The organism is Leptospira tipperaryensis, assembly GCF_001729245.1.
In the GTDB taxonomy this organism is placed as follows: Bacteria; Spirochaetota; Leptospiria; order Leptospirales; family Leptospiraceae; genus Leptospira; species Leptospira tipperaryensis.
In genome coordinates this window covers 412,875-434,222 of sequence record NZ_CP015218.1, presented here as the reverse complement: position 1 = coordinate 434,222, position 21,348 = coordinate 412,875, and the positions used below count along the sequence as shown (strand labels likewise).

Sequence of the window (21,348 nt, the reverse complement as noted above, 5' to 3'; positions counted from 1 at the left end):
GTGATAAAGCAAAGTCTCCCGAATTTTCCCGCCACCTCACCCCTCCACCCAAAATCAGGGAGGGGCGCCCCGGCTCTTACAGAAAATCGTCGTAGTTCCGACAAAGTTCTCTTGAGATTTCGTTATTTGTGGAAAAGACAAAAAGAGTCCTGGAAAGAAAGGTGATTCCTTCCAGGACTCTTATCAGTAATTTAATTTGAGAATTTTGATTTCTTTTTCTTCGAAACGAATCGTTTCTTTGAGAGTCTGAAACTTCTCCGCAGAAAAAGGATTCTGATGATTTCTGATTTCGGTTTTTAACTTTAGAATGTCTTCATAAAGATTCAAAATTTCTAAAGTGTTTTCCGTAGCTTCCTTCTTGTAGAGTTCGCGAATCATCCCGATCAGTCTGGAAGGAATGTCGGCGTGTACGACCTCGATCCAACTCAGGTCCTCGATTTCTCTAAAGATCCAGTTTTGGAGATAAAGAGCGACCAATCTCTCCATTCTCATAATTTCTTCTTTGGTACTTCTTGGAGAGATGCTCTTATAAAAACGATATCTCTTTCTGAGATGTTTTCCGGTCGCGACTGAATCGATCGGATTGGATTTGAGTTTGTTCCATTCTTCCACGAGAAGAGGAAAGTATTCTTTCCCGAAAAATGGTTCTCCCATTTCACAGATATGAGTTGCGGAAGGTTCGAAGACACGAAGTCTCGCTAAGAAAGAATCTGTGTCCGCCGTGACTAAATGTACGGGCGCGATTTCTTCGAGAGGACTTAAGATTGCGTTGATCTCTCGTAAGAATGTGCTTTTTAGCTGATCGCTCGGGTCAGCCAAAAGAAAAAAATTAAAATCGGACGAATCCCGAAAATCTCCCCTTTGTCTGGATCCGTAATAAAGGATCTCAAACGGCTTTAGGGAAAAAACGGTTTGCAGATTTTGTTTGATCGACTCCATCTTCCCTCTCTACTTAAAAAATAATTTCATTCTCGAAAGATTCTCCAGAATTGCGTCATACGCTCTGTCTCTTTCTTCCGGATTGCGAAACGGTAGGGATTTGATATGATTGAGATCGTTGTAAATGATCTCAATTGCGTTCGAAGAGGGGTTTTTTTTGATCGTGGATATATAATCCAGGTTGATAATTTCCGAATCTCCCAGCTTCAGCCACATGTCAGATCCTTGTAAGGGATAGAATATGGACCTGTACAGAATTGGTCAAGAAGACTAAAAAATTCTGAGACCTTTACGGATATTTTCATGAAATTCTTTTCCAAGGCCAGCAGGAGAATCGCCGGTTTCGTTTTTTAGGTCCGTTTCAAAGACAAAAACGAAGGATTCCTTCTGCCATTCCCAACGAATGTAACACTTCCCGTTGTGAATCCCTGTCAGAACGCTGGCCCTGGAATCGTTCGGCATCGAGAAATATTGATATTGTTTATTTTCAAGAGAACTCATTTCTTCCGAAGTCAAAAGATGCTTAAAATCAATCTGATTGTCTTCCGTATAAGAAGAGGCGCGCACTCGATCGTATTTGCTTAAGGAAGAATTGATCTGAAATTCATAAAATAAACCCCTCGCAAAGAGTTTTCCCGAGTTTAGAAGCGTAACCCCTTCCGAGGTTTCGTAAACCACGTCGTAATTGAGTCTTAGATAGCGAGGTGTTTCGATTTTCGTCGAGATTCCCTTGCTTTCCGGCGTTTTGCATGCCGCAAAACAAAAACCGACGATAAATAGACAAAGAAGAATCCTTTGAGTAATCCGGATCCGAACTGACGATTTCCGGCCGGGGCTATAAAAAGAATTTCGAATATTAGTAACTGATTTCATAGAGGTCGTCCTGATAATTACGAAAGAGATAAGAATGTTCCTTCTTTTCAGCCAGATATTCCGCGGGTAAAGGAACCTTTCCTCCGCCTCCGGTAAGATCCACGACGTAAAGAGGAACGGAAAGTCCGGAGATTCTTCCCCGAATCTGTTTCATGATCTCGACGCCTTTTGCGATTTCCACTCGGAATCCGCTGCTTCCCCAGACCTCGTCGCACTGATGCAGATAGTAGGGTTTGATTCCGATCGCGGTCAGCCCGTAAAACAGTTCCTTTAGGATTTCGGGAGAATCATTGATCCCTTTTAGAAGAACGCCTTGGTTGAGAACCATCACGTTTCCTTCTTGGATGAGAAGTGCGATCCTTTCTTTCACAAGAGGAGTGATTTCTTTCGGATGATTGAAATGAGTGACGAGATAAATCGGGAAGTGTTTTTTTAAAACTCTACAAAGAGAAGAATCGATCCTCATCGGAAGTGTCACCGGATATCGAGTATGAATTCTCACCTGATTGATATGCGAAATGGATTTGAGTTCCCCAAGAAGATAATCCAATCGATCGTCGGAAAGATTGAGAGGATCTCCACCGGAAAGAATCACTTCTTTGATTTCGGTATGCGCTCGAAAATACGCGAGAGCCTGATCCCATTCTTCCTTTCCCGGAGTGTGAAAGGACTTACTCACCTTTCTTTTGCGAGTGCAGAATCTGCAGTAGACGGCGCAGACGTGCGAAAGATACCAGAGCGCCCGATCCGGATAACGGTGTGTAACTCCTTTGACCGGCATATGAGATTCTTCCGCGAGAGGATCCTGTTTTTCAAAACCGTTTCGGATCAACTCTTCTTCCTGAGGAACGATCTGAAGTCGAATCGGGCAGTTCGGGTCCTCGGGATCGGCGAGATCGAGATAATAAGGCGTTACGGAGAATGCGAAGAATGTCGAACACGCGTCAAAGGAGAGTTTTTCTTTTGGAGTGAGTTCGATTTTTTCACCCAGTTCTTCTTGTGTTTTGATTCGATTTTGAATCTGCCATTTCCAATTCAACCACTCGGGCTGGTTTGTGGTTTGGTTTTGGACGGGTGAGGTTTGGGTAAAAGGAAAAGTGGACAGTGGAATCACTCCGTTGCTCTTCTGAAATCCTCGGATCTTCGTGTCTTCCGTCAACTAAGAACTGAAATTCTTCCTTTCTAAAAAAAGCCGGAAGGAGGACTTTCGAAACCTGCTTCCGGCCATCGTTTTATATTGCATCTCCGGTCGGGGACATTCTCAAGTTTTAGGAGATTCAGAACAAGAATGAGAATGATTCCAAAAAGGAGATTCTGTGTGCGTCCGAGGAAGAAGGTTCTCTTTGCCCAAAGAAACGACTGCCTCAAAACGGGGAGACTTACTCCCTAATACAGAATTGAATGGTTCCTTAAACAGCCGTCGGTGGGGGTAGAGAGAGGTAACGAAAAGAGAGAGAAACTCTACCGGATATGATTTCGATTTTGGGGACGGTATGGTTTGGTAAGAATTTACCGGAGAAACAATCCAGTCTGAGAAAGTCGACTCGGCCTTTATCGTCGTCGCCGAATGAAATTCCCTTTGCGAAAGGATTGGAAACCTGAGTGATGGTTCTGGACTGGGCCTTCGCTCTTACAAAGGGTTTATAAGATTCTAATTTACTCTCCGCAAAACCGTCTGCAAGAAAACATCCTGCTACGATCAGCGCAACGATTCCGAGTAAAGTACGGCGACTCATAGTTTGATTAGATCCCGAGAATGTTGAAAATCAATCCTTTTCCTTTCAAAAAATCTCGGGATTCTAAAGTTTTATTCTATTTTTTTACTTCGACTTCCACGGTCGGAAGCGAACCGCGAAGATATCCGCTTTTTAGAATGGTCTTCTGACCTTCTTCACTCGTAACGTAGGTTATAAAATCATCGATCTTTTGTCCGTGATCGGAAAGATAGAATAGATACAATCCTCTCGATAACTCATACGTTCTGTTGTAAACGTTCTCGATGCTCGGAACTACGTATGGTTCCTTTCCGGATAAAGAATATTCTAAGGCGCGGACTCTTCCTTTGTTTTCAAAGAGGGCGCTTCCCATTCCCATAAACCCGATTGCGTTCGGATTGGAATCGATGATTGCGGCCATTCCGTCGTTATCGGAAACAATTTTCGAAGTCGCCGAATATTCCACATTCTTACGAGCCTCGTAATTTTTTTGTCCGAGATCTTTTTGTTTTAATACGTGAGTTTCAAAGTAAGCCGCTGTTCCCGACTTATCGTTTCGAATGACTACTTGGATTTTTCCGGCCTTGCCTCCGAGTTTGGACCAGTCGCTGATTTCTCCGGAGAATACTTTCGAAGCGGTTTCCAAACTGATCTTACGAACCGCGTTGGACGGATTTACGATGATCGCGATTCCGTCGTAAGCGACCGCGAGAGATTCAAATTTTCCTCTCGAATCGAATTCTTTGAGTTCTTTCTCAGTAAGGGGTCGGCTCGCAGCGGCGATGTCCGTCTTTCCCTGGAATAATTTTTCGATTCCTTCGATGGAGCCGCCACCGTTTACGATCACTTGTGTTCCGGATTTTTTTCTGGAATATTCCAATCCGATCATCTGAAGCATCATGTGCATGGTTTCGGATCCGGTAACTGTGATCGTTTCTTTCGGCTTACAATTTCCGGTAAGCGCTACCGATAGAATGATTGCGAATAAGATTAGAGATTTCAATTTCATACGTCTGCTTTACGTTCCTACTTGAGTTCCCCGGGAGCGTGTTTTTGATCTCAAAAAAGTCTATTACAATTCGAGCTTGAATTATTACAAATTACCACATCGCTTTCGGCGCTTCGGATCGTTCAAAGAACTCCGTAGAATGGCTCCAAAACTCGATTTTGCTCCTTTGACGGACGGCGCTTGATTGTGCCTTTCCATCAACTCGGTAGAACGGACCTAGAAAAGCTCTTTGTTTGAGTTCCTACACGGGACTTTTTGCTTGCGAAAAGTTTGATTTTGTGATAGAGGAAAGTCTCTGGAATTTTTCCACCACCCGCCCCTCCGCCCAAAATTCGGGTGGGGCGCGCGACTTTTACGGTGGAACTGTCGTAGTTCCGACGGTTTTTCTTAAAGATCCTCCAGACAACTTCTGGAGGGCTACGGATCGCTATTTCTTAGCTTCGCTAAGAGCCAACCGCTATCGCGTCCTTTGGCCACAACGCTCTCTAAGGGTCGCCTTGTGTGGCTTCTTTTTCTTGACAGGGGGCCTGTTTCAAAACCAATAGAAGGTGCGCAATCTATTCGTAGGAAAATCCATGACTCTTGGTATCACAGAAGTAAAAAAAGGTATGGTTCTCAAAGTGGAAGGGGATCTTTACTCGGTTGTAAAAACCGAATTCGTAAACCCGGGTAAGGGCTCGGCTTTTATCAGAACAAAACTGAAAAACCTTACCAGAAACAGTTCCATCGAACGCACCTTCAAAGCGGCAGAAAAATTAGAAAGTGTCGAGTTAGAAAAAAGAAATATGACCATCTGCTACACCGAAGGAGATGATATCATCTTCATGGACTCAAACGACTTCGAACAAATGCCGGTGTCTAAAGAATATGTGGAAGACATTCTTCCATTCTTAAAAGAAGAAACCGCGATGGAAGTTACGTTCTATGAAGGAAAACCGATCGGAGTGATTCCTCCGAACTTTGCCATCTTAGAAGTTACCTATGCGGAAGAAGGTCTGAAAGGCGACACTTCCGGAACCGCGCAAAAACGCGTCACCGTCGAAACCGGCGGAGAAATCAACGTTCCTATTTTCGTTAAGCAGGGCGACGTCGTAAAAATAGACCTGCGAGATCTCACTTACGTAGAAAGGGTCAACAAATAACATCTGCGGAGGTACTACTATGGCAACGATAGTAAGACAAAACGGTCTTCCTGAAATCAAGGAGACAAACGAAGTAAAATCCTTTCTCAAAGAAAGAGGAATCGATTACGATCATTGGAAAGTTCCCGAAGGCGCGACCGAACTTACGAACAAAGAAGTTTTGGCGGACGCTGAAAAGGAAAGTCTCTTAGGTAAACTCGACGATCGTTTTCAAACCTTAAAAGAAAAAGAAGGATACCAATCCCGAGATCTGATCGTACTTCATCCGAACGTCTCCGGTTTGAGCGAGATGCTCGCAAAGTTTGATAGAGTTCACTATCACACCGACGAAGAAGTTCGTTATATCGTGGATGGATCCGGAGTTTTCGGTTTTGCTCTCAAGGGCGAAAAATTCTTAGTTCACGTTGTGAAAGACGATTTTATTTCCGTTCCGAGAAACACCAATCACTGGTTCTATCTCGACGATCAAAAAAGAATCAAGGCAGTACGTTACTTCCAAGACATGAGTGGTTGGGTTCCGAACTACGTGGAAGAAACCAATTCACTGGACTGATATGTCCGTCAAAAAACAACTGGAACGGCTCTCTTTGTTGGGAGCCGCTTATCACAAAAACGGATGGATGCCCGGAACCGCCGGCAATCTCTCCGTTCGTTTTGCGGGAGAATCCGGATTCTGGGTCAGCGGAAGCGGACTCGACAAAAACCTATTAAACAAACGTAATTTTCTTTTTGTCGATTTAGAATCGGGAAAGCCCGCGTCTTCTAAGGGAGCAAAACCCGAAAAGGGACTCAAGCCCAGTGCGGAAACTTCGATTCACCGCGCGGTTTATAGAGCCGTAGAAGGCGCCGGATGCGGGCTTCACGTTCATACCTTGGAATCCAATCTGATCGGAGCCAATACTTCCAAAGCGGAACCGATCGCTCTTCTGGAACTTCCCTCCATCGAAATCTTAAAAGCTTACGGGATCTGGGATGAGAATCCGAAAGTTTATGTTCCTGTAATATACAATTTTCCGAATGTTCAGGACATTTCCGATTGTTTGGAAAGATATCTGAAAGAATACAAGCCCGTCGTTCCGTTTTGTATCATCGAAAAACATGGGATTACGGTTTGGGGAAAGGATCTGATCGTCGCCAATCGAAATCTGGAAGCTACCGATTTTATTCTAAAATATATGGTTTCTTGGAAAAGTTTATCTTATCCAAGAGAAACAAAAGCGGTTCGCCAAGAACAATCCTCCGCCGATCGTGATCGGGCCGAAGTTTTTTCTACGGAGTTTCCGGTATATCCGGCAACTTTTTCGTAAGGGAAAACGTTTTGCCTTCCTCTAAGGAAATTTTGCCCATTCTTGTAGCTGGAGCCGGTTCAGGCATCGGAAAATCCGTATTAGAAAATCTGAATGCGATCGGTCAGAATGCGATCGGGATCTCCAGAACCGGAATCGAACGTGAGTCCAAATCCCCGTTTGAATTTGGAAAGAATTATCACTGTAACCTTTCCCGAATTTCGGAAGTTCCCGAATTTGTGTCTTCCTTGCAGAAACAATTCCCTATTTTATCGGGGGTCTATTTTACCTTTGGAAACGGCCTCTTCAAACCGGTGGAACAAATCACATTAGAAGAATGGAATGCTCATTTCGTTCTCAACTTGAATTCTCTCTTTGTTTTAACGAAGGAAATTCTTCCTTTATTAAAACCCGGAGCTTTTCTTTGTTATCTTTCCTCCACCGCGGGTTATCAAGGATTTCCGGAATCGACCGCGTACTGTGCGAGTCGACACGCGATCGCGGGTTTTGCCAAAGCTCTTAGAGAAGAATTAAAACCGAAAGGGATTCGTGTGATTACGGTTTATCCCGGCGCGGTTTACACGGATATTTGGAAGGGAAGAGAAGGTTTTGATCAGGATGATATGATCCCTGTGGACGACTTTGGAAAGTGGTTAGCCACTCTTTCCACGCTTCCCGACGCTGTATATCCGGATGAGATCCGGCTTCTTCCTAGAAAGGGGATTTTATAGTTCGATGTCGCTTAACAAAAAAATCTAAGAATGTCGATAGGGAAGTCGAACGGTGAACACCGTCTTTCCCGGTTCGGATTCGAAGACGATCTTTCCATTGTGTTTTTCTACAATTTTCAGACAGATATCCAGCCCCAGGCCGCTTCCTTCTCCCGGGGGTTTGGTAGTAAAGAAAGGATCGAAAATTTTATCCCTTAAAGAATCCGGAATTCCCGGACCCGAATCTTCCACTTTGATGACCGCATAACCGTTTTCTCGAAGACCGACAATATTCAATTTTCCTGAATAGTTCATCGCTTGGACCGCGTTCATGATGAGATTGGTCCAGAGATGAAGAAGGTCGTCCCGATAGATCGGAACCGGAGGAAGTTCTTCGAATTCAACGGAAAGATCCACCCCGTGTCGAAACAGATTTTGATAGAGCGCCAGGACGATATCTATGTTTTCTCGAATATTCGCTTCTTCTAAAATACTATTGCTTTCGAAATGGGCGAGGCTTTTGAGAGCGTAAAGAATTTTTGAAGAACGTTCTACCGCGGTTTGTATCGTCTGGGAATTTCTTTCCGGTCCCAAAAGATCGGTAATCAATTCCAAAATACCGATCACTTCGGAATGTTTTAGAATTTCAGAATATTCTCCTTCTCTTCCGTAGAGTCCGCATTCGATCGCGATCTCGCAGAGATCGTTTGAAGGATTTTCGATTCCGATTTTCTCAAGATTGATTCTGACTTCTTTGGCTCTTTTTCTTCTCTCCAAGCCGAGCACCAAGTCCGTATGATTTCCCGCGAATTCGATCAGTGAAGAGATCTGGTCTCGAATTCTCTCCGGAAGTTTGTTTAAGAGTAGAAAGTAGTCTTTTGATTTTTCCCTGAAGGATCTTGTATAGTGCTGAATGTTCTGATTCGAAGCTTGAATGGCGCCTAACGGATTGTTGATTTCGTGTGCGATCCCGGAAACCAATTGTCCCAGATCGGCGAGTTTGGCGGTTTGAACGAGTTGAGCTTGGGTTTTTGTAAGAGTGTCGATGATCTCTTCGAGTTCTTTTTTTTGATCTTCGATCAATTGATTTTTTCTCGTGATCTCAGCATACGCGGATCTTAAATTTGCAATTTCATTTTCCGCGTTATACACATCCGTGAGATCGGCTCCGGCGGAAATGATATAATCCGTTTTTCCGTTTCTGTCCTTGATCTCTCTGTTTTCCCATTGGATGAGTTTTCTTTCCTTGTGTTTTCCGATCCATTGTTCCTGGGTCTTGGGAAGAAACTTTCCTCGAATCATTCTTAGATAGATCTTTTTGATTTGATCCTTCTTGTGAGCTTCCGCGAAAATATCCCAGAACGGATAACCGCGGACCTCTTCGGATAAATAACCGAAAGCGTTTTCGCAGGCTTTGTTGAATCGAAGAATCTTTCCTTCCTTATCCAGTGCGACGAAAAGGACCCTGGTCGAATCCAAAATCATATTTAAGAAGTTCTTTTCTTCGATCGCTCTTTCTTCTCCCAGTTTTCTTTCGGTAATATTTCTCAACGTAAGAATCCAAAAATCGCTTTGGTCCGACTGGCTTGAAAAATTTCTCAGAGCGACTTCGTAGTATCTCAATTCTCCATTTACAAAAAGACGCAAATCCGGAATCGAATCGATTTTTTCATTCTTAAATCTTTGAATGAGTTGGTCCAAGTCGGGATAAATTTCCTTGAGGGTGATTCCGGCTGTATCGAGCCGATTCAGAAAAAGTTTTAAGGCTTCCTCGTTATAATCGAGGATTATATTATTTTTATCTAATATAAGAATTCCGTCCTGAATCAAGTTGAAAACTTTGTCTCTTGCCACCGGAATCAGATCCATCATCCGAAAGTAAAAGAGTCCGTACGCCCAAACCAAAGCCGTGATGGAACCCGTGATTGGGAAAACGTCCAAATGTGGATTGAGAAAGGGAAAGAGACCCGCGACGGTCATCAAAGCCCCCAAAAAAGGAAAAAGAATTCCGATCAGAAGAAGGAACATCTGTGCCTTACGAAAGCCCTTGAGCGTTACGAACTTCCAAATCAAGATGGCGACGATTAACAATTGAGCCGAAAGATAATAGACGACGAAAAGTTTCATCCAAGGGCCGTAGTCGTAAGTCAGGGCCTTCCAAGGAGAATCCGTAAGATAAAGAATATGAGTTCGGATCCATTCCGGATGCCAACCGGACCAGATTAGAATTTCGTTACAAAGCGGAACCAAGACTAAAAAAATCACAAGAGGAAATTTATAAACGAACGTAAGAGAAGTGATTCTGGGAATAAAAAAAGAAATGGCGATTACGATGATATCGTTTCCGATGAATTGAAAGTCGTCCCAGAATAAAATCCATCTTTCATTTCGGGAAAGAAGTTCGAAAAAACTTCCGAAGGCATAGATAGCAAAACCCAAAAGAACAAATAAAAATTCCTTACTTCCCCGAACTCTTAGATTCCTATAAGTGATATAAAAATTGATCGTGAAGATGGAAAAAGAAAGCCCTGAGTAAAACGCAAATGGAGACCATGTGAGGTCCATTGTTTCTTGCAGAGGTGGGAAGTTCATAATGAGGGACTCTACGTGAAAAGTTGCAAGAGGTTGTTTTTTCTCTCGGAACTAGTAGTAGCGTAAGGAAAAGAGATCCGACTGGGAAGTAGAAAAACAAGTTCGGATTAAAAATCTGACTTTTTTATCTTATCGCGGGATTCTTCGGCCCAATCTAAAAAACCTTTCGCAGTTGTGATTCCAAAATCGAGAGTGATCAAACTCAGTGTCTTGTTTGTTTCAGGATTTTCCATTTCGCTCACGAATTTACGAATATTTTCATAAATGTCCATTAGGCGAAGGACTTCTTCTTTTGTGTCTTGGAGATGTTTGATCAGAACTTCCTTCTTCACGTGATTCCCAAAAAAAAGTTTTAAGAGGAGTTCGTTTCGATATGGGGATTTTTCCACCGGTTTTTCGAGCCAGTCTCTGAGTTCTTTTTTTCCCTTAGGAGTTATCTTGTAGATCGTGGTTTCGGAACCGCTTCCTTTTTTTTCTTTGGACGACTTTAGGCAGGCTTCCTTTTCCAGTTGTTTGAGAATCGGGTAAATCTGTCCAAAACTCTCCTGCCAAAAAAAACCGATACTCTGTTCTATCGTCTTCTTGATTTCATAGGCGTTCATCGGGTTTTCTCCGAGGATTCCTAAGAGCGCATAACGTGTCTTGTTTACTCTCGCCATTTAAAGAATTATCCGAAAAGCAGAGAAATGGTTCTGATAAAAACGAATTGGACGGAAAGATTGGATTGGAGAGCCGCTGAAAAACTTCATCTCTGTCTTATAAAAGCAAAATTCCTAAAAAAGAGTCTTATATCTGTTAGATACTATCTGGCAGATAGATCAAGCAAATTTTGCTAATTTACAAAACAGCAGAATCTCAAAGAGAATTTTCGATCGTGACGTGAGTAATGACTCACGTCTTCGAGCGCGCTTATCTTTTTTTACCCGCTTCTCGAAAGATCTGAATCATTTTCAAACCATCGGTGAGATGGGCTACGGCGCTGATTCCACCCATCATCGCCCCGCTCATTCCGGGAGAGGCCGCGTCGGCTCCGGTAAGAAATAAATTTTTGATAGGGGTGACCGGAGAGAACCAAGGGGCTTCTTTTTCGCGGAAACGATCGGGAACACAGGGAAGGCCGTAAATAGTTCCTCGTTTGTGCTGTGTGAAGTGCTCCGTGGTAAGGGGAGTGGAGACTTCACTGTATTCTATATTGGCTTTAAAGCCGGGAAAACGTTCTTCTAAATAATCCAAGAGTCGATCTCGAATGGAATCTTTTAGTTTTTTATAATCCTCGTCCCTTTCTTTCCAAGGCTGATCCTTCCACTTTGCAAAAGGTGAGTAGTCGCTGAATGCGATGACTTCGGCGGTATGTCCGTGTGCGTGGGGATCTTTGAGAGAAGGAAAGGACAAATAGGCTCCGGGAACCTTGTTGTTTCCTTCGATCCAGTTGATTCCTTCCTTAAAATTTTGATCGTGATCAAAGGAACTATAGATCCAATAATTTTCTCCTAAGAATCCCATCTTTTTAGGATCATCTTTTAGACCGAGATACAAGGTGACGTTTGTGGTCAAAGGAAAGCGATCCGTAAACGATTTGAGTTTGTCTAAAAACGGGATTTGATATTTGGAAGGAATCAGCTTCGTATAAGTGTTGTAAGCTCCCGCGTTGGAAACGATTGCGCCTGCGGTATATTCTTCGATGACGTCCTCTTTGGCTTCTTCGGATTTTTTTCGATTTTTAACTTTTACGCCGACTGCCTTTCCGTCTTCGATTAGAATTTCCTGAACTTCTCTGGAGAGAAGAATTCTTCCTCCTTTTTCTTGGACGATTTTTTGGATCGACTGGGAGATCACTCCAGAACCGCCGATCGGATAATAACCGCCTTTGAGATAGTGCGCGACGATCAACGCGTGGATCGCAAACGCGCTCATAGAAGGTGGAAGTCCGTAGTCTCCCCACTGTGAAACCAAGATCGCTTTGAGTTTTGGAGATTTGAAATTCCGATCCATATATTCTTTGGTTGTGATCAAAGCGGAGTCTGCGCCGATGAGGTCGATCGCGTGTCCGAATTTATCTAAGAATGGGGGAAGGGCTTTGAGCATCATGTGTCTTCCGTGCCATCCTGCGACTTTCTGAACGTCTTCGAAATAATGTCCGATCGCCTTTGCTTCTTCCGGGAATAAAGATATTAGATCTTTCTTATATTCTTCCGGATCGCTGTTTTCCCCAAAAGTGATTCCGGGATAGACGAACTTTTCAAAGATTTGAGGCATTTTAAACCATTGAACTTCACCTCTTGTAATAAGATCGAAGATTTTTCGGAGCATCGAATTCTCATCCATATCTCCGATGTAATGAATTCCCACATCCCAAAGAAATTTACCTTCTCTTTTGAAGACGTGTGTAAAACCGCCGGCCTTAAAGTGTTGCTCGAGAATCAGAACTTTTTTGTTCCTATACTGTGCCATCAAAGAAGCCACGGTCAAGGCTCCGATTCCGGATCCGATCAGAATGAGATCGTAGTGTTTTTCTTTGATGTCCATCTTTGTCGATTCTCCCGAAAAAAGTTTCCGGACAGATTGTTCGTAGGAGAAAGATTCTGTCTTCTTAAAAATCAAAATGGACAAATTACTCAAGGAAGAACGGACGTAAAATGTCGAATCTCGAAGATCGAAAGAGATATTTGGATTTGGAATTTTTCTGTGAAAAAGTTTTTAGATGTAAGAGTTCCCACAGAGGAACGATTTTTTTGAGGAAGGAGAATTCTTTGTTTGTAGAATTTCTACGGGGGAGTGTCGCTTTAAGTGGAAAAGAAAAAAGCCGGGTTTAAACCCCGACTTCTTCTTCCTCAGTTTCGGATTCTTCTTCACCTTCGCTCATCAATTCCTTGAGTTCGTTGTAGGCTTTGTCCTTTTCCTGAACTCCGGTTTTTTTGATCGCTTTTCGAAGAACATTCTCCCACTGCTTTTCGGGTAGGTTCGCTTGGATGTCTTCTAAGAGTTCCAAAACTGCAATATCGTCTCCCGTGTTGAAGATTTCCGTTGCATCGTAACGAAAGAGTGCGGATAACTCCTCAATGTATTCACCTACGCTACTTCCTTTTCCGGAGGCGAGCCTCTTGTCTTGAAGCTGTGTCTTTTTTTCTGCCTTGCGGAGGTCCCTTTCTCTTCTTTCCAGTTCAGTGCGTTTCATAGAAAAACCCTCGATTTAGCTGATAAGCCAGTTTTTTACGGGGGCTTTTCGTGTATAGGAGATTCCCGGGAGGCCCCCAGGACCGGTTGTGCAAACGCTTGTTATAAAATCCATTCTCTCTATGATTTAGACGCACCGAACAAACGTTATGGCCTATAGAAATGTGGAAGGAAGAGAAATTAAGAAGAATCCACGGGCGTTTGGATCCGTTTGCCAGCCCGTGTCTTTCCTTCTTAAGGAAAAATCTTACGAAAACCTTCGGGAAGATTTCCTAACTTTCGAGTGGAATAATTCATAAAAACGACTCCAGTCTTCGCTTCGCAAATCACCTTTCCGTTGGCGGGGCCGTCCGCGTGGGACATTCTATAAAAGATGTCGCATCCTCTTGGATTAAAATCTCCCGCTGTGATCTCGACTCGAATCTTGTCTCGAAAAAAAGCTTCCGCTTTATAAACTACGGCGATGTCCGTAATGATGATACCAAGTCCTTCCACGTTGAGCTCGTTGTAATTGTGTTCTAAAAAGAAACGAGCTCTTGCTTCGTGAAGAAGTGAAATCACTCTGTCGTGTGCGAGATGATCCGCAAAGTTGATGTCGTAAATTCGAACGTCCAGATCGACCGACCAGACAAATTTATTAGGGAGTTCTAGTTGAATTCTTGGCATATTATTCCCCGAATTGTTTTCCTTCCGATTTCGCTTTTTCCATGGCTTTACGAATGATTTCGGCAGCTTCTTGTTCGCCTTCTTCTTCCTCTTCTCTCGAAAGAGGTTTGTGCGAGTTCATATTTTCGATCATTCTATAATCGCTGATATAAGAAGCCATTCTCGAATACTGAATGTAAAATAGAATCGAAGTGAATAACGCAAGCAAAATTGCGGTTCTTTTGATCGGAGCTTCCAGATACGAAGTCAGAGCAATGTAAAATAAAAAAGGAATATAAGCCGTAAACGCGACTCCGATCCCGATTCCGGCGTAAACGTGAATCAATCCTGCGAAGCTCTGGAGAATGATCGCAAGCCAGAATGTGCTGAACACCGCCGTGCTCGCCCTGAAATTTCGACTCCAATTTGTGACTCCCCCGCAGATCCACGAGACAAACATATAAAGTAATCCTAATATAGGGAAGGCGATAAAACTCGCTAAAAAATATGCGAGTGGCATTTCTAAAAATAAGAATGAAACCGGAGGAGTAGGAGTATCAAGAGGAGTGAAAAGTGTCATACTCAAGATCGCGCCCAAATACAGAAATCCGAGGAAGGTCAAAAAACGAAAGTAGATGGTAAGAATCGATTCCTGAGTTTTCGGGAGTTTTTTAAAAAAAGAAATCGGTTTGAATAGAATGTCGCGCACTTCCGCGACAATGGTTTGAAATGAATAAGAAAACTGAAACATGAGATCTCCGCTTTCGAACAGAATTTTCCGTGAAAGCGGGATGGCAAGAGGAAAAGAATTTAGATTTTATGTCCGTGAGAAGAAGGTTCTTCTTTGGTGACTCCATTCATATATTCTTCTAAATATGTGTGATCCGTATAATCCAACATCTTTGTAAAGTGAACGTGATCTCTCTGATATCCTAGAATAGATTCTAAGGTTTTAAAAATATTGAGACCGGCGCTGATTTCGATATCGGTTCCTCGAAACTGAAGAGGATGTTCGTAACCCGCGGCGTGTGTCACCGAGAGAACTTCTTTCCGTAGTCCCTTGATATAGTTTGCGTTTCTTTCCGCCTTGAGATCGATATCCAAGCCGGCCTGTAGCCAACGATTCTGCGTCGCGACTCCCGCGGGGCAGTGGTCGGTATGACATCTCTGGGCTTGAATGCATCCGATCGAGATCATGGCTTCTCTTGCGACGTTGATCAGATCGCAGCCCATCGCGAACGCTACGATGGCTCTATCAGGAAAACCTAATTTACCACTTCCGATCCAGGCCATCCTTTCCGAAAGATTTTCGTTCTGAAAGATCTGATAGACTCTCGCAAAACCCACTTTAAACGGAAGGGAGACGTGATCCGCAAACGCAAGGGGAGCGGCTCCGGTTCCACCTTCTCCTCCGTCGATCGTGATAAAATCGGGTCCTTTGTTTGTTTGTTTCATTCTCTCAGCGAGTTCGTTCCAGAATTCGATTTCTCCGATCGCACTTTTGATTCCGATCGGAAGTCCGCTCGCGGAATGAAGTCTTTCGATGAAGTCGATGAGTTCGCTTACGGTACTAAACTCGGAATGCGCGTTAGGCGAAATACAATCTTGTCCCACGGGAACTCCACGGATCTTTGCGATCTGTTCGGTAACTTTTTTTCCGGGAAGAATCCCTCCTTTCCCCGGTTTTGCACCTTGTGAAAGTTTGATTTCGATCATTCGGATTTGCGGATTCTCTTGAATCTTTTGTGCAAACATATCCAAGGAAAAATTCCCCTTCGTATCTCGGGTTCCAAAATATCCGGTTCCGATCTGCCAGACGATATCTCCGCCTAACTTGTGAAAGGGGCTAATCCCGCCTTCGCCAGTGTTCTGATAACAGTGGGCCATCATCGCGCCTTTGTTCAAAGCGGAAACCGCATTCTTACCCAAGGAACCGTAAGACATCGCCGATATGTTTACGACGGACGGAGGACGAAACGGTTTTTTACGATTGTGAAATTCTCCGATCACTTTGAGACAAGGGATCATAGAAGAATCGTTCTTGAGATGTTTTACTTTGGATTCCGGAAATGGAAACGTGCTGTGTTTGATGATCGGATATCCGGCTTCATACAAAAGTTCCGTGGTTCCAAAGCCGAAGTTGTTGTTTTGTTTTTTTGCGGTCGCGTAAACCCAGGAACGCTCCGCTCTGTTGAACGGCATCTCTTCTTTGTCGTTTGCAACCCAGTATTGTCTGAGTTCGGGTCCGATCATTTCAAAAAGATATCGGATTCTTCCCACCAACGGAAAGTTATGTTTGATAGCGTGTCTTCTCTGGAAGATGTCGTGAAGGAGTGCGAAGAGAGTATAAATCCCGATGGTTGAGAACAAGGAAGACCAAGGGTTTTCCAAAACAAACTGAATTAGAATTTGATAATCCGGAATTTGCATCCGGCAATTCTGTACCTTTTGATAGGGTTCCGCAAGAAATATTTTTACTAACTCGAGGATTCTTCCCTGTGCTTGTAAACAAATTCTTTCGAGAATTCTCCGCGTTTGTCCATGCGGGCGCCGATAAAATTCGTTCCATCCTGAAGAACAAAACTATTGCTCTTCACCCAATCTCCTGTATTGATGATTTTTAGATTGGGAATGCAGAGAAAATCGTGAGTATGACCCGAAATCAAAACTTTTTGACCTTGATGGGAAATTCTGGAAAGACGTTCGTAGTATCTTAAAATTTCTTCCGTCGTAGTGGGGTCTTGTCTATTGAGATGTTTTTGATAGAACGCTTCCGAAAAACGAAACAGATTCGGCAACAAGAGCGCAATCATATGCAAAAAGCGTAATAAAAAGATGGAGCCGATCCAAGTAAATCGATTGTATTGTCCTTGGTGTCCGTGTACGGCGATCAGAGTTTCCGTTTCGGCCTTTTCACAGATTTCCCAGTTTCTTTCTTTGAGATACTTTTCGATCTTCGGAGGAAGATTCATTAGATACGATGTAGAATCGTGATTACCTACGATGTAGATTTTATCACCGCCGCGCGCGGAAAGTGCGTCCAATCGATCAAAGAGTTTGTTGAATCTTTTTTTGCTTCGTTTCAATCTTCGAGAAGCGCTGAAAAACCAGTTCTCTATGATATCTCCCACGAGATAGATCGTCTGAAATCGAACGTTCTTTTTTTCCAGATGATCTAAGAATTGAAAGAGTTCTTTGTGTTTGTGGGACTTTATCTTTTTGTTGAGAAGGTAGTGAACGTCCGAAAGAAAAATTCCTTCATAGACTTTATCCCGCTCAAATTTCATTGAATTCCGATTTCAAGTTCAATCTGACGAAAGGATAGGCCTCTGTCAAACGATTCCGTTCAAATTCTCAAACGAGAAGAATAAAATTAGATTACAAGATTCTTCTTTTCAAAGTACTTTGAATCTTTCTTTCGCTTCTTTTTCCAGTCTTTCTCTATGATCGGGATGTGCGATTTCAATCAAGGCCTTCGCTCTTTGTCTCAGATTCTTCCCATACAAATTTGCGATTCCGTATTCGGTCACGATGTAATGAACGTGGGCGCGGGTTGTAACCACGTCGGCGCCGGGTTTGAGAATCGAAACAATTCTGGATTCTCCCTTTGCGGTTACGGAAGGAAGTGCGATGATCGGTTTGCCGCCTTCCGATAAGGAAGCTCCTCGGATAAAATCCATCTGTCCACCCACTCCGGAGAATTGTCTAGTTCCGATCGTGTCCGAGCAAACCTGTCCCGTGAGATCTACTTCGACTGCGGAATTGATCGCGGTGACTTTTGGATTTTTTCGGATCACATGAGGATCGTTGATATATCCGATGTCGAGCATCGCAACTTGAGGATTGTCGTCTATGAAGTCGTAGAGTTTTTTTGTTCCCATCACAAAACCGGAAACGATTTTTCCGGGATGTTTCTTTTTATGAATTCCGGTGATGATTCCTTTTTGAACGAGATCCATCACTCCGTCCGAAAACATTTCGGTATGAATTCCCAAGTCTTTGTGAGAAGTAAGACAGGTGAGGACCGCGTCCGGAATCGCGCCGATTCCCATCTGAAGAGTCGCGCCGTCTTCCACGAGAGAGGCTACGTTTTTTCCGATCGCGATTTCGACCGCCGTAAGAGGCGCCGATTTGTGTTCGTGCAAAGGAAGATTTCCTTCCACAAAAGAATGGATACGATCGATGTGAACGATTCCGTCCCCGTGGGTCCGAGGCATGTTCTCGTTGACCTGCGCGATCACGATCCTCGCCGTTTCTACCGCGGCCTTGCTGATATCGATGGAAACCCCCAGAGAACAAAAGCCGTGTTTATCGGGAGGGGATACTTGGACGAGAGCGACGTCTAACGGAAGAATTTTATTTCTAAAAAGGAGAGGGCATTCACTTAAGAACATTGGAATATAGTCCGCTCTTCCTTCTTCCACGGCCTTTCTTGTGTTGGCGCAGACGAAAAGTGAATTTACAAAAAAATGTCCTTCCATTCCGGGTTCGGCATAAGGCGCCGTCCCTTCGGTATGAAGGTGAATCATTTCCACGTTAGTCAGCTCGGGCGCTCGCGCGGTTAACGCGTCGATCAAAAGTGTGGGCGCGGCCGCGACGCTGTGTACGAAAACTCTCTGACCCGACTGGACGGAGGAAAGAGCCGAATTTGCGGAAATAAATTTAACTTTCATTCAATTTTTCGAAGCCTTTTTAAAAGGAATTCTCGTTCGGAATCGAAGGTCTTCAACCCATTTTTTTCATTTTTCTATCTACAGGAAAATGATATTTCTCAAGCTATGCATATAATGTCTTCACAACATACACGTAACATATACGTCAAATCCGAAGGAATGCTGATCTTCGTTTTAGCGTCGATTCAATTCACCCACATACTCGACTTCGTGATCATGATGCCCTTGGGAAGTTATTTTCAAGAGGCGTTTCATATCAATCCGAGAGAATTCTCATTCTTAATTTCCGCTTACACCTACAGCGCTTTTGCGGCGGGAATCGTAGGAGCTCTTTTTATCGATCGCTTCAACCGAAAGACGGCAGCTATCTTTTTGTATTTCGGTTTTATAATCGGGACTGCGTTGTGTGCGGTTGCGGATTCTTATCTTTTTCTTTTGTCCGCGAGAATTTTGTCAGGCGCTTTCGGGGGAGTTCTCAGTTCCGTGACCTTCGCGATCGTAGGAGACGCCATTGCGATGGAAAGAAGGGGAAGGGCAACAGGGGCGATTATGGGGGCTTTCTCCGTCGCGTCTGTAATCGGAATTCCTTTAGGATTGAAAATCGCTTCCTACTACGGATGGAACATGTCTTTTGCGGGAATCGCGATCGTAAGTCTTCCGATTTTGGTTTTGATGTATTATCACCTTCCTCATATTCCTCCGTTTCAATCCGCGGGTGATAACCCGGTTCTAAACTTCTTCCGCATTCTCACTTACAAAAAATATACTGCCTCTTATATGCTGATGATGTTTGTGATTTTGGGAGGTTTTACCGTAATTCCGTTTATCGCTCCTTATATGGAAAGAAACGTAGGAATTCCGAAAGATGAAATTCCTTGGATTTATTTTTTCGGCGGCTTAGTGACTCTTTTCTCTTCGAGATTGATCGGAATTTTATCGGATAAGATCGGGAAACACAAAGTATTCTATATTCTGGTTCCCTTATCCTTTGTTCCCATTTTTATCATGACCCATTTGGTAAAAACCTCCTTGGTCAACGTTGTGATTTTGACTACGTTCTTTATGGTTCTTGTTTCCGGAAGATGGATTCCTGCGCTGGCCCTGATTACTTCGAGCACGGAGCCGAGAGACCGTGGACGTTTTATGACAGTCATATCTTCGTTTCAAAACTTGGCTTCCGGTTTGGGTGCGACGATAGGGGGAAGTATTCTTTATGCGGCGAGTCCGACGGCTCCATACGAAAACTATGATATAGCCGGATACCTCGCGATAGGGTTTAACGTGATCGCTCTGATTCTAATTTCCAGAGTGAAGGCAGTTTCTTAGGAAAGAAAATTCCCGAAAAAATTTGCTCTAAATTCTTGACATTTTAATGAGACAGAATATTTTGCAGCCACACGAAAAGGAGGTGGTCTAGTGAATGAAAGTTGTTGTAAACAATTGACCTGTGAGGTGGCTGAGCAATAGCCCGGGTTTCACTTGCAATACAGCCGTAGTCGGGGCATTGCAATACAATCAGACCACTGACCTTTCTGAGTTTCGCGAACTGGTCATTCTCGAGCTTCCGATCCCGGCAGTTTGATGCCGGAGAAACGTTGCAGTCGCTCAGAAGGTTTCCCTCAAATCCCCTTTCTAATCTTCCAGTGTTCTTCCCGATCAACCGAAAATTCTTCTCTTTTTTAGAACCCTTTGAGATTCAGGTAGAATGAAACGTGCCCTGATACTATCCGGAGGAGGAGCCCGAGGCGCTTATCAAGCCGGGGTTCTCCGATATTTAGAAGAGATTCAATTCAAACCGGATGTCATCTGTGGAACTTCTGTAGGAGCTATTACGGCGACTGCGATGGGCTGCGGAATGAACGCCGCCGAAATCACCAAACTCTGGAAGTCGATCGAAGCCAAGAAGGTGATGCGTTATTCGATTTGGAACGATCTCGTAGATATCTTTGTAAAAAGTTATTCTCCTTTGACCGATACGACGCCTCTCAAAAATCTTCTCTATTCCTATTTGGACTTTCGAAACCTGAGAAAGAATCCTACGGAAGTGATTATCACCGCCGTAAACATTCTCACGGCCGAACTCGTATTCTTTCGAAACAAGGAAATCGATATCGAACACGTCATGGCCTCGTCAGCGATTCCTATGTTTTTTCCCTGGCAGTATGTGGACGGAGCTCCGCACTGGGACGGTGGTGTGATGGCCAACACTCCGATTCTTCCCGCAGTGGAAAGAGGGGCGACCGACATCGTAGTCGTTTTACTTTCACCGGTCGGCGGGATCGACATGGGACTTCCGAGAACAAGAAGAGAAGGATTGGAAAGGGTTTTTGAACTTTCTCTCATCGGTTCGTTTCAAACCGTGATGTCCAATATGAATTTTGAAAAGAAAAAGAGAAAAGGCAAAAAATCAAAACTCTCTTCTCTTTTATCCATTCCGAGCGCGGATCGCCCGGAATTAAAAATTAGAACGATCGGCCCGAGAACCTCGCTCGGCTTTAGTAGTATATTAAATTTTTCGCAAGTACAGGCGGACTATTTGATCAGCAGAGGTTACGAAGACGCAAGAATTCAATTTAATGAATAGAACGAC

Annotated in this window: 21 protein-coding genes; 6 read left to right on the top strand and 15 right to left on the bottom strand. The window is 43.7% G+C overall.

Features of this window, described 5'->3' with window-relative positions; all coding sequences use genetic code 11:
* Window positions 1-183: 183 nt before the first annotated feature.
* The 6 genes from A0128_RS21420 to A0128_RS21395 form a co-directional block, all read right to left on the bottom strand.
* Window positions 184-939, bottom strand: coding sequence for a hypothetical protein (locus tag A0128_RS21420; RefSeq protein ID WP_069609787.1), 756 nt, complete (start codon window positions 937-939; stop codon window positions 184-186).
* Window positions 940-948: 9 nt separating this feature from the next.
* Window positions 949-1,155 (bottom strand): hypothetical protein, encoded by a 207-nt coding sequence (locus tag A0128_RS21415; protein WP_069609786.1) that lies wholly within the window; start codon window positions 1,153-1,155, stop codon window positions 949-951.
* A gap of 54 nt (window positions 1,156-1,209) precedes the next feature.
* On the bottom strand, window positions 1,210-1,812 hold the full coding sequence (locus A0128_RS21410) for a hypothetical protein (RefSeq protein ID WP_069609785.1): 603 nt from the start codon (window positions 1,810-1,812) through the stop codon (window positions 1,210-1,212).
* Complete coding sequence (locus A0128_RS21405) at window positions 1,796-2,917, bottom strand: KamA family radical SAM protein (protein ID WP_069609872.1); 1,122 nt, start codon at window positions 2,915-2,917, stop codon at window positions 1,796-1,798. The genes A0128_RS21410 and A0128_RS21405 overlap by 17 nt, the downstream gene beginning before the upstream one ends.
* Before the next feature lie 304 nt (window positions 2,918-3,221).
* Entirely contained in the window at window positions 3,222-3,548 is a 327-nt protein-coding gene (locus A0128_RS21400; RefSeq protein ID WP_069609784.1) for a hypothetical protein, read from the bottom strand.
* A gap of 76 nt (window positions 3,549-3,624) precedes the next feature.
* Window positions 3,625-4,536 (bottom strand): phosphate ABC transporter substrate-binding protein, encoded by a 912-nt coding sequence (locus A0128_RS21395; RefSeq protein WP_069609783.1) that lies wholly within the window; start codon window positions 4,534-4,536, stop codon window positions 3,625-3,627.
* 575 nt (window positions 4,537-5,111) lie between these two features.
* On the opposite strand from A0128_RS21395, the gene efp reads away from it, so the two are divergent.
* The 4 genes from efp to A0128_RS21375 are packed head-to-tail and all read left to right on the top strand — an operon-like array spanning window position 5,112 to window position 7,695.
* A complete protein-coding gene (gene efp, locus A0128_RS21390) occupies window positions 5,112-5,678 on the top strand; it encodes an elongation factor P (protein WP_069609782.1) in 567 nt (188 codons plus the stop codon).
* A 19-nt stretch (window positions 5,679-5,697) separates the two neighbouring features.
* Window positions 5,698-6,231: a 1,2-dihydroxy-3-keto-5-methylthiopentene dioxygenase gene (locus tag A0128_RS21385; protein WP_069609781.1), complete on the top strand. Its 534-nt coding sequence runs from the start codon at window positions 5,698-5,700 to the stop codon at window positions 6,229-6,231.
* Window position 6,232: 1 nt separating this feature from the next.
* Complete coding sequence (mtnB, locus tag A0128_RS21380; RefSeq protein WP_069609780.1) at window positions 6,233-6,985, top strand: methylthioribulose 1-phosphate dehydratase; 753 nt, start codon at window positions 6,233-6,235, stop codon at window positions 6,983-6,985.
* Between the two features lie 11 nt (window positions 6,986-6,996).
* Window positions 6,997-7,695, top strand: coding sequence for an SDR family oxidoreductase (locus tag A0128_RS21375; protein ID WP_069609779.1), 699 nt, complete (start codon window positions 6,997-6,999; stop codon window positions 7,693-7,695).
* Window positions 7,696-7,719: 24 nt separating this feature from the next.
* Here the strand turns inward: A0128_RS21375 and A0128_RS21370 are convergent, their stop codons facing one another.
* From A0128_RS21370 to A0128_RS21330, 9 genes are all read right to left on the bottom strand, one after another.
* The gene (locus tag A0128_RS21370; protein ID WP_069609778.1) at window positions 7,720-10,239 is read right to left on the bottom strand and encodes a histidine kinase N-terminal 7TM domain-containing protein; all 2,520 of its coding nucleotides are present in this window, start codon (window positions 10,237-10,239) and stop codon (window positions 7,720-7,722) included.
* Between the two features lie 134 nt (window positions 10,240-10,373).
* Complete coding sequence (locus tag A0128_RS21365) at window positions 10,374-10,925, bottom strand: PadR family transcriptional regulator (RefSeq protein ID WP_069609777.1); 552 nt, start codon at window positions 10,923-10,925, stop codon at window positions 10,374-10,376.
* 250 nt (window positions 10,926-11,175) lie between these two features.
* Window positions 11,176-12,792, bottom strand: coding sequence for a phytoene desaturase family protein (locus tag A0128_RS21360; protein ID WP_069609871.1), 1,617 nt, complete (start codon window positions 12,790-12,792; stop codon window positions 11,176-11,178).
* A 283-nt stretch (window positions 12,793-13,075) separates the two neighbouring features.
* Window positions 13,076-13,441: an LB_289 family protein gene (locus A0128_RS21355; protein WP_069609776.1), complete on the bottom strand. Its 366-nt coding sequence runs from the start codon at window positions 13,439-13,441 to the stop codon at window positions 13,076-13,078.
* Between the two features lie 233 nt (window positions 13,442-13,674).
* On the bottom strand, window positions 13,675-14,106 hold the full coding sequence (locus A0128_RS21350; protein ID WP_069609775.1) for an acyl-CoA thioesterase: 432 nt from the start codon (window positions 14,104-14,106) through the stop codon (window positions 13,675-13,677).
* A gap of 1 nt (window position 14,107) precedes the next feature.
* Window positions 14,108-14,836 carry a Yip1 family protein gene (locus A0128_RS21345; protein ID WP_069609774.1) on the bottom strand — a complete coding sequence of 243 codons (729 nt, stop codon included), beginning with the start codon at window positions 14,834-14,836 and terminating at the stop codon, window positions 14,108-14,110.
* A gap of 59 nt (window positions 14,837-14,895) precedes the next feature.
* Window positions 14,896-16,515, bottom strand: coding sequence for an FMN-binding glutamate synthase family protein (locus tag A0128_RS21340; RefSeq protein WP_069609773.1), 1,620 nt, complete (start codon window positions 16,513-16,515; stop codon window positions 14,896-14,898).
* A 47-nt stretch (window positions 16,516-16,562) separates the two neighbouring features.
* Complete coding sequence (locus tag A0128_RS21335; protein ID WP_069609772.1) at window positions 16,563-17,372, bottom strand: UDP-2,3-diacylglucosamine diphosphatase; 810 nt, start codon at window positions 17,370-17,372, stop codon at window positions 16,563-16,565.
* Window positions 17,373-17,480: 108 nt separating this feature from the next.
* Window positions 17,481-18,758 (bottom strand): acetyl-CoA hydrolase/transferase family protein, encoded by a 1,278-nt coding sequence (locus A0128_RS21330; RefSeq protein WP_069609771.1) that lies wholly within the window; start codon window positions 18,756-18,758, stop codon window positions 17,481-17,483.
* Between the two features lie 114 nt (window positions 18,759-18,872).
* Here A0128_RS21330 and A0128_RS21325 point away from each other — a divergent pair, with 114 nt between their 5' ends.
* Both A0128_RS21325 and A0128_RS21320 read left to right on the top strand, forming a co-directional pair.
* The gene (locus tag A0128_RS21325) at window positions 18,873-20,084 is read left to right on the top strand and encodes an MFS transporter (RefSeq protein WP_069609770.1); all 1,212 of its coding nucleotides are present in this window, start codon (window positions 18,873-18,875) and stop codon (window positions 20,082-20,084) included.
* Window positions 20,085-20,463: 379 nt separating this feature from the next.
* Window positions 20,464-21,342, top strand: a complete 879-nt coding sequence (locus A0128_RS21320; RefSeq protein ID WP_069609769.1) for a patatin-like phospholipase family protein — start codon at window positions 20,464-20,466, stop codon at window positions 21,340-21,342.
* The last annotated feature ends 6 nt before the right edge of the window (window positions 21,343-21,348 follow it).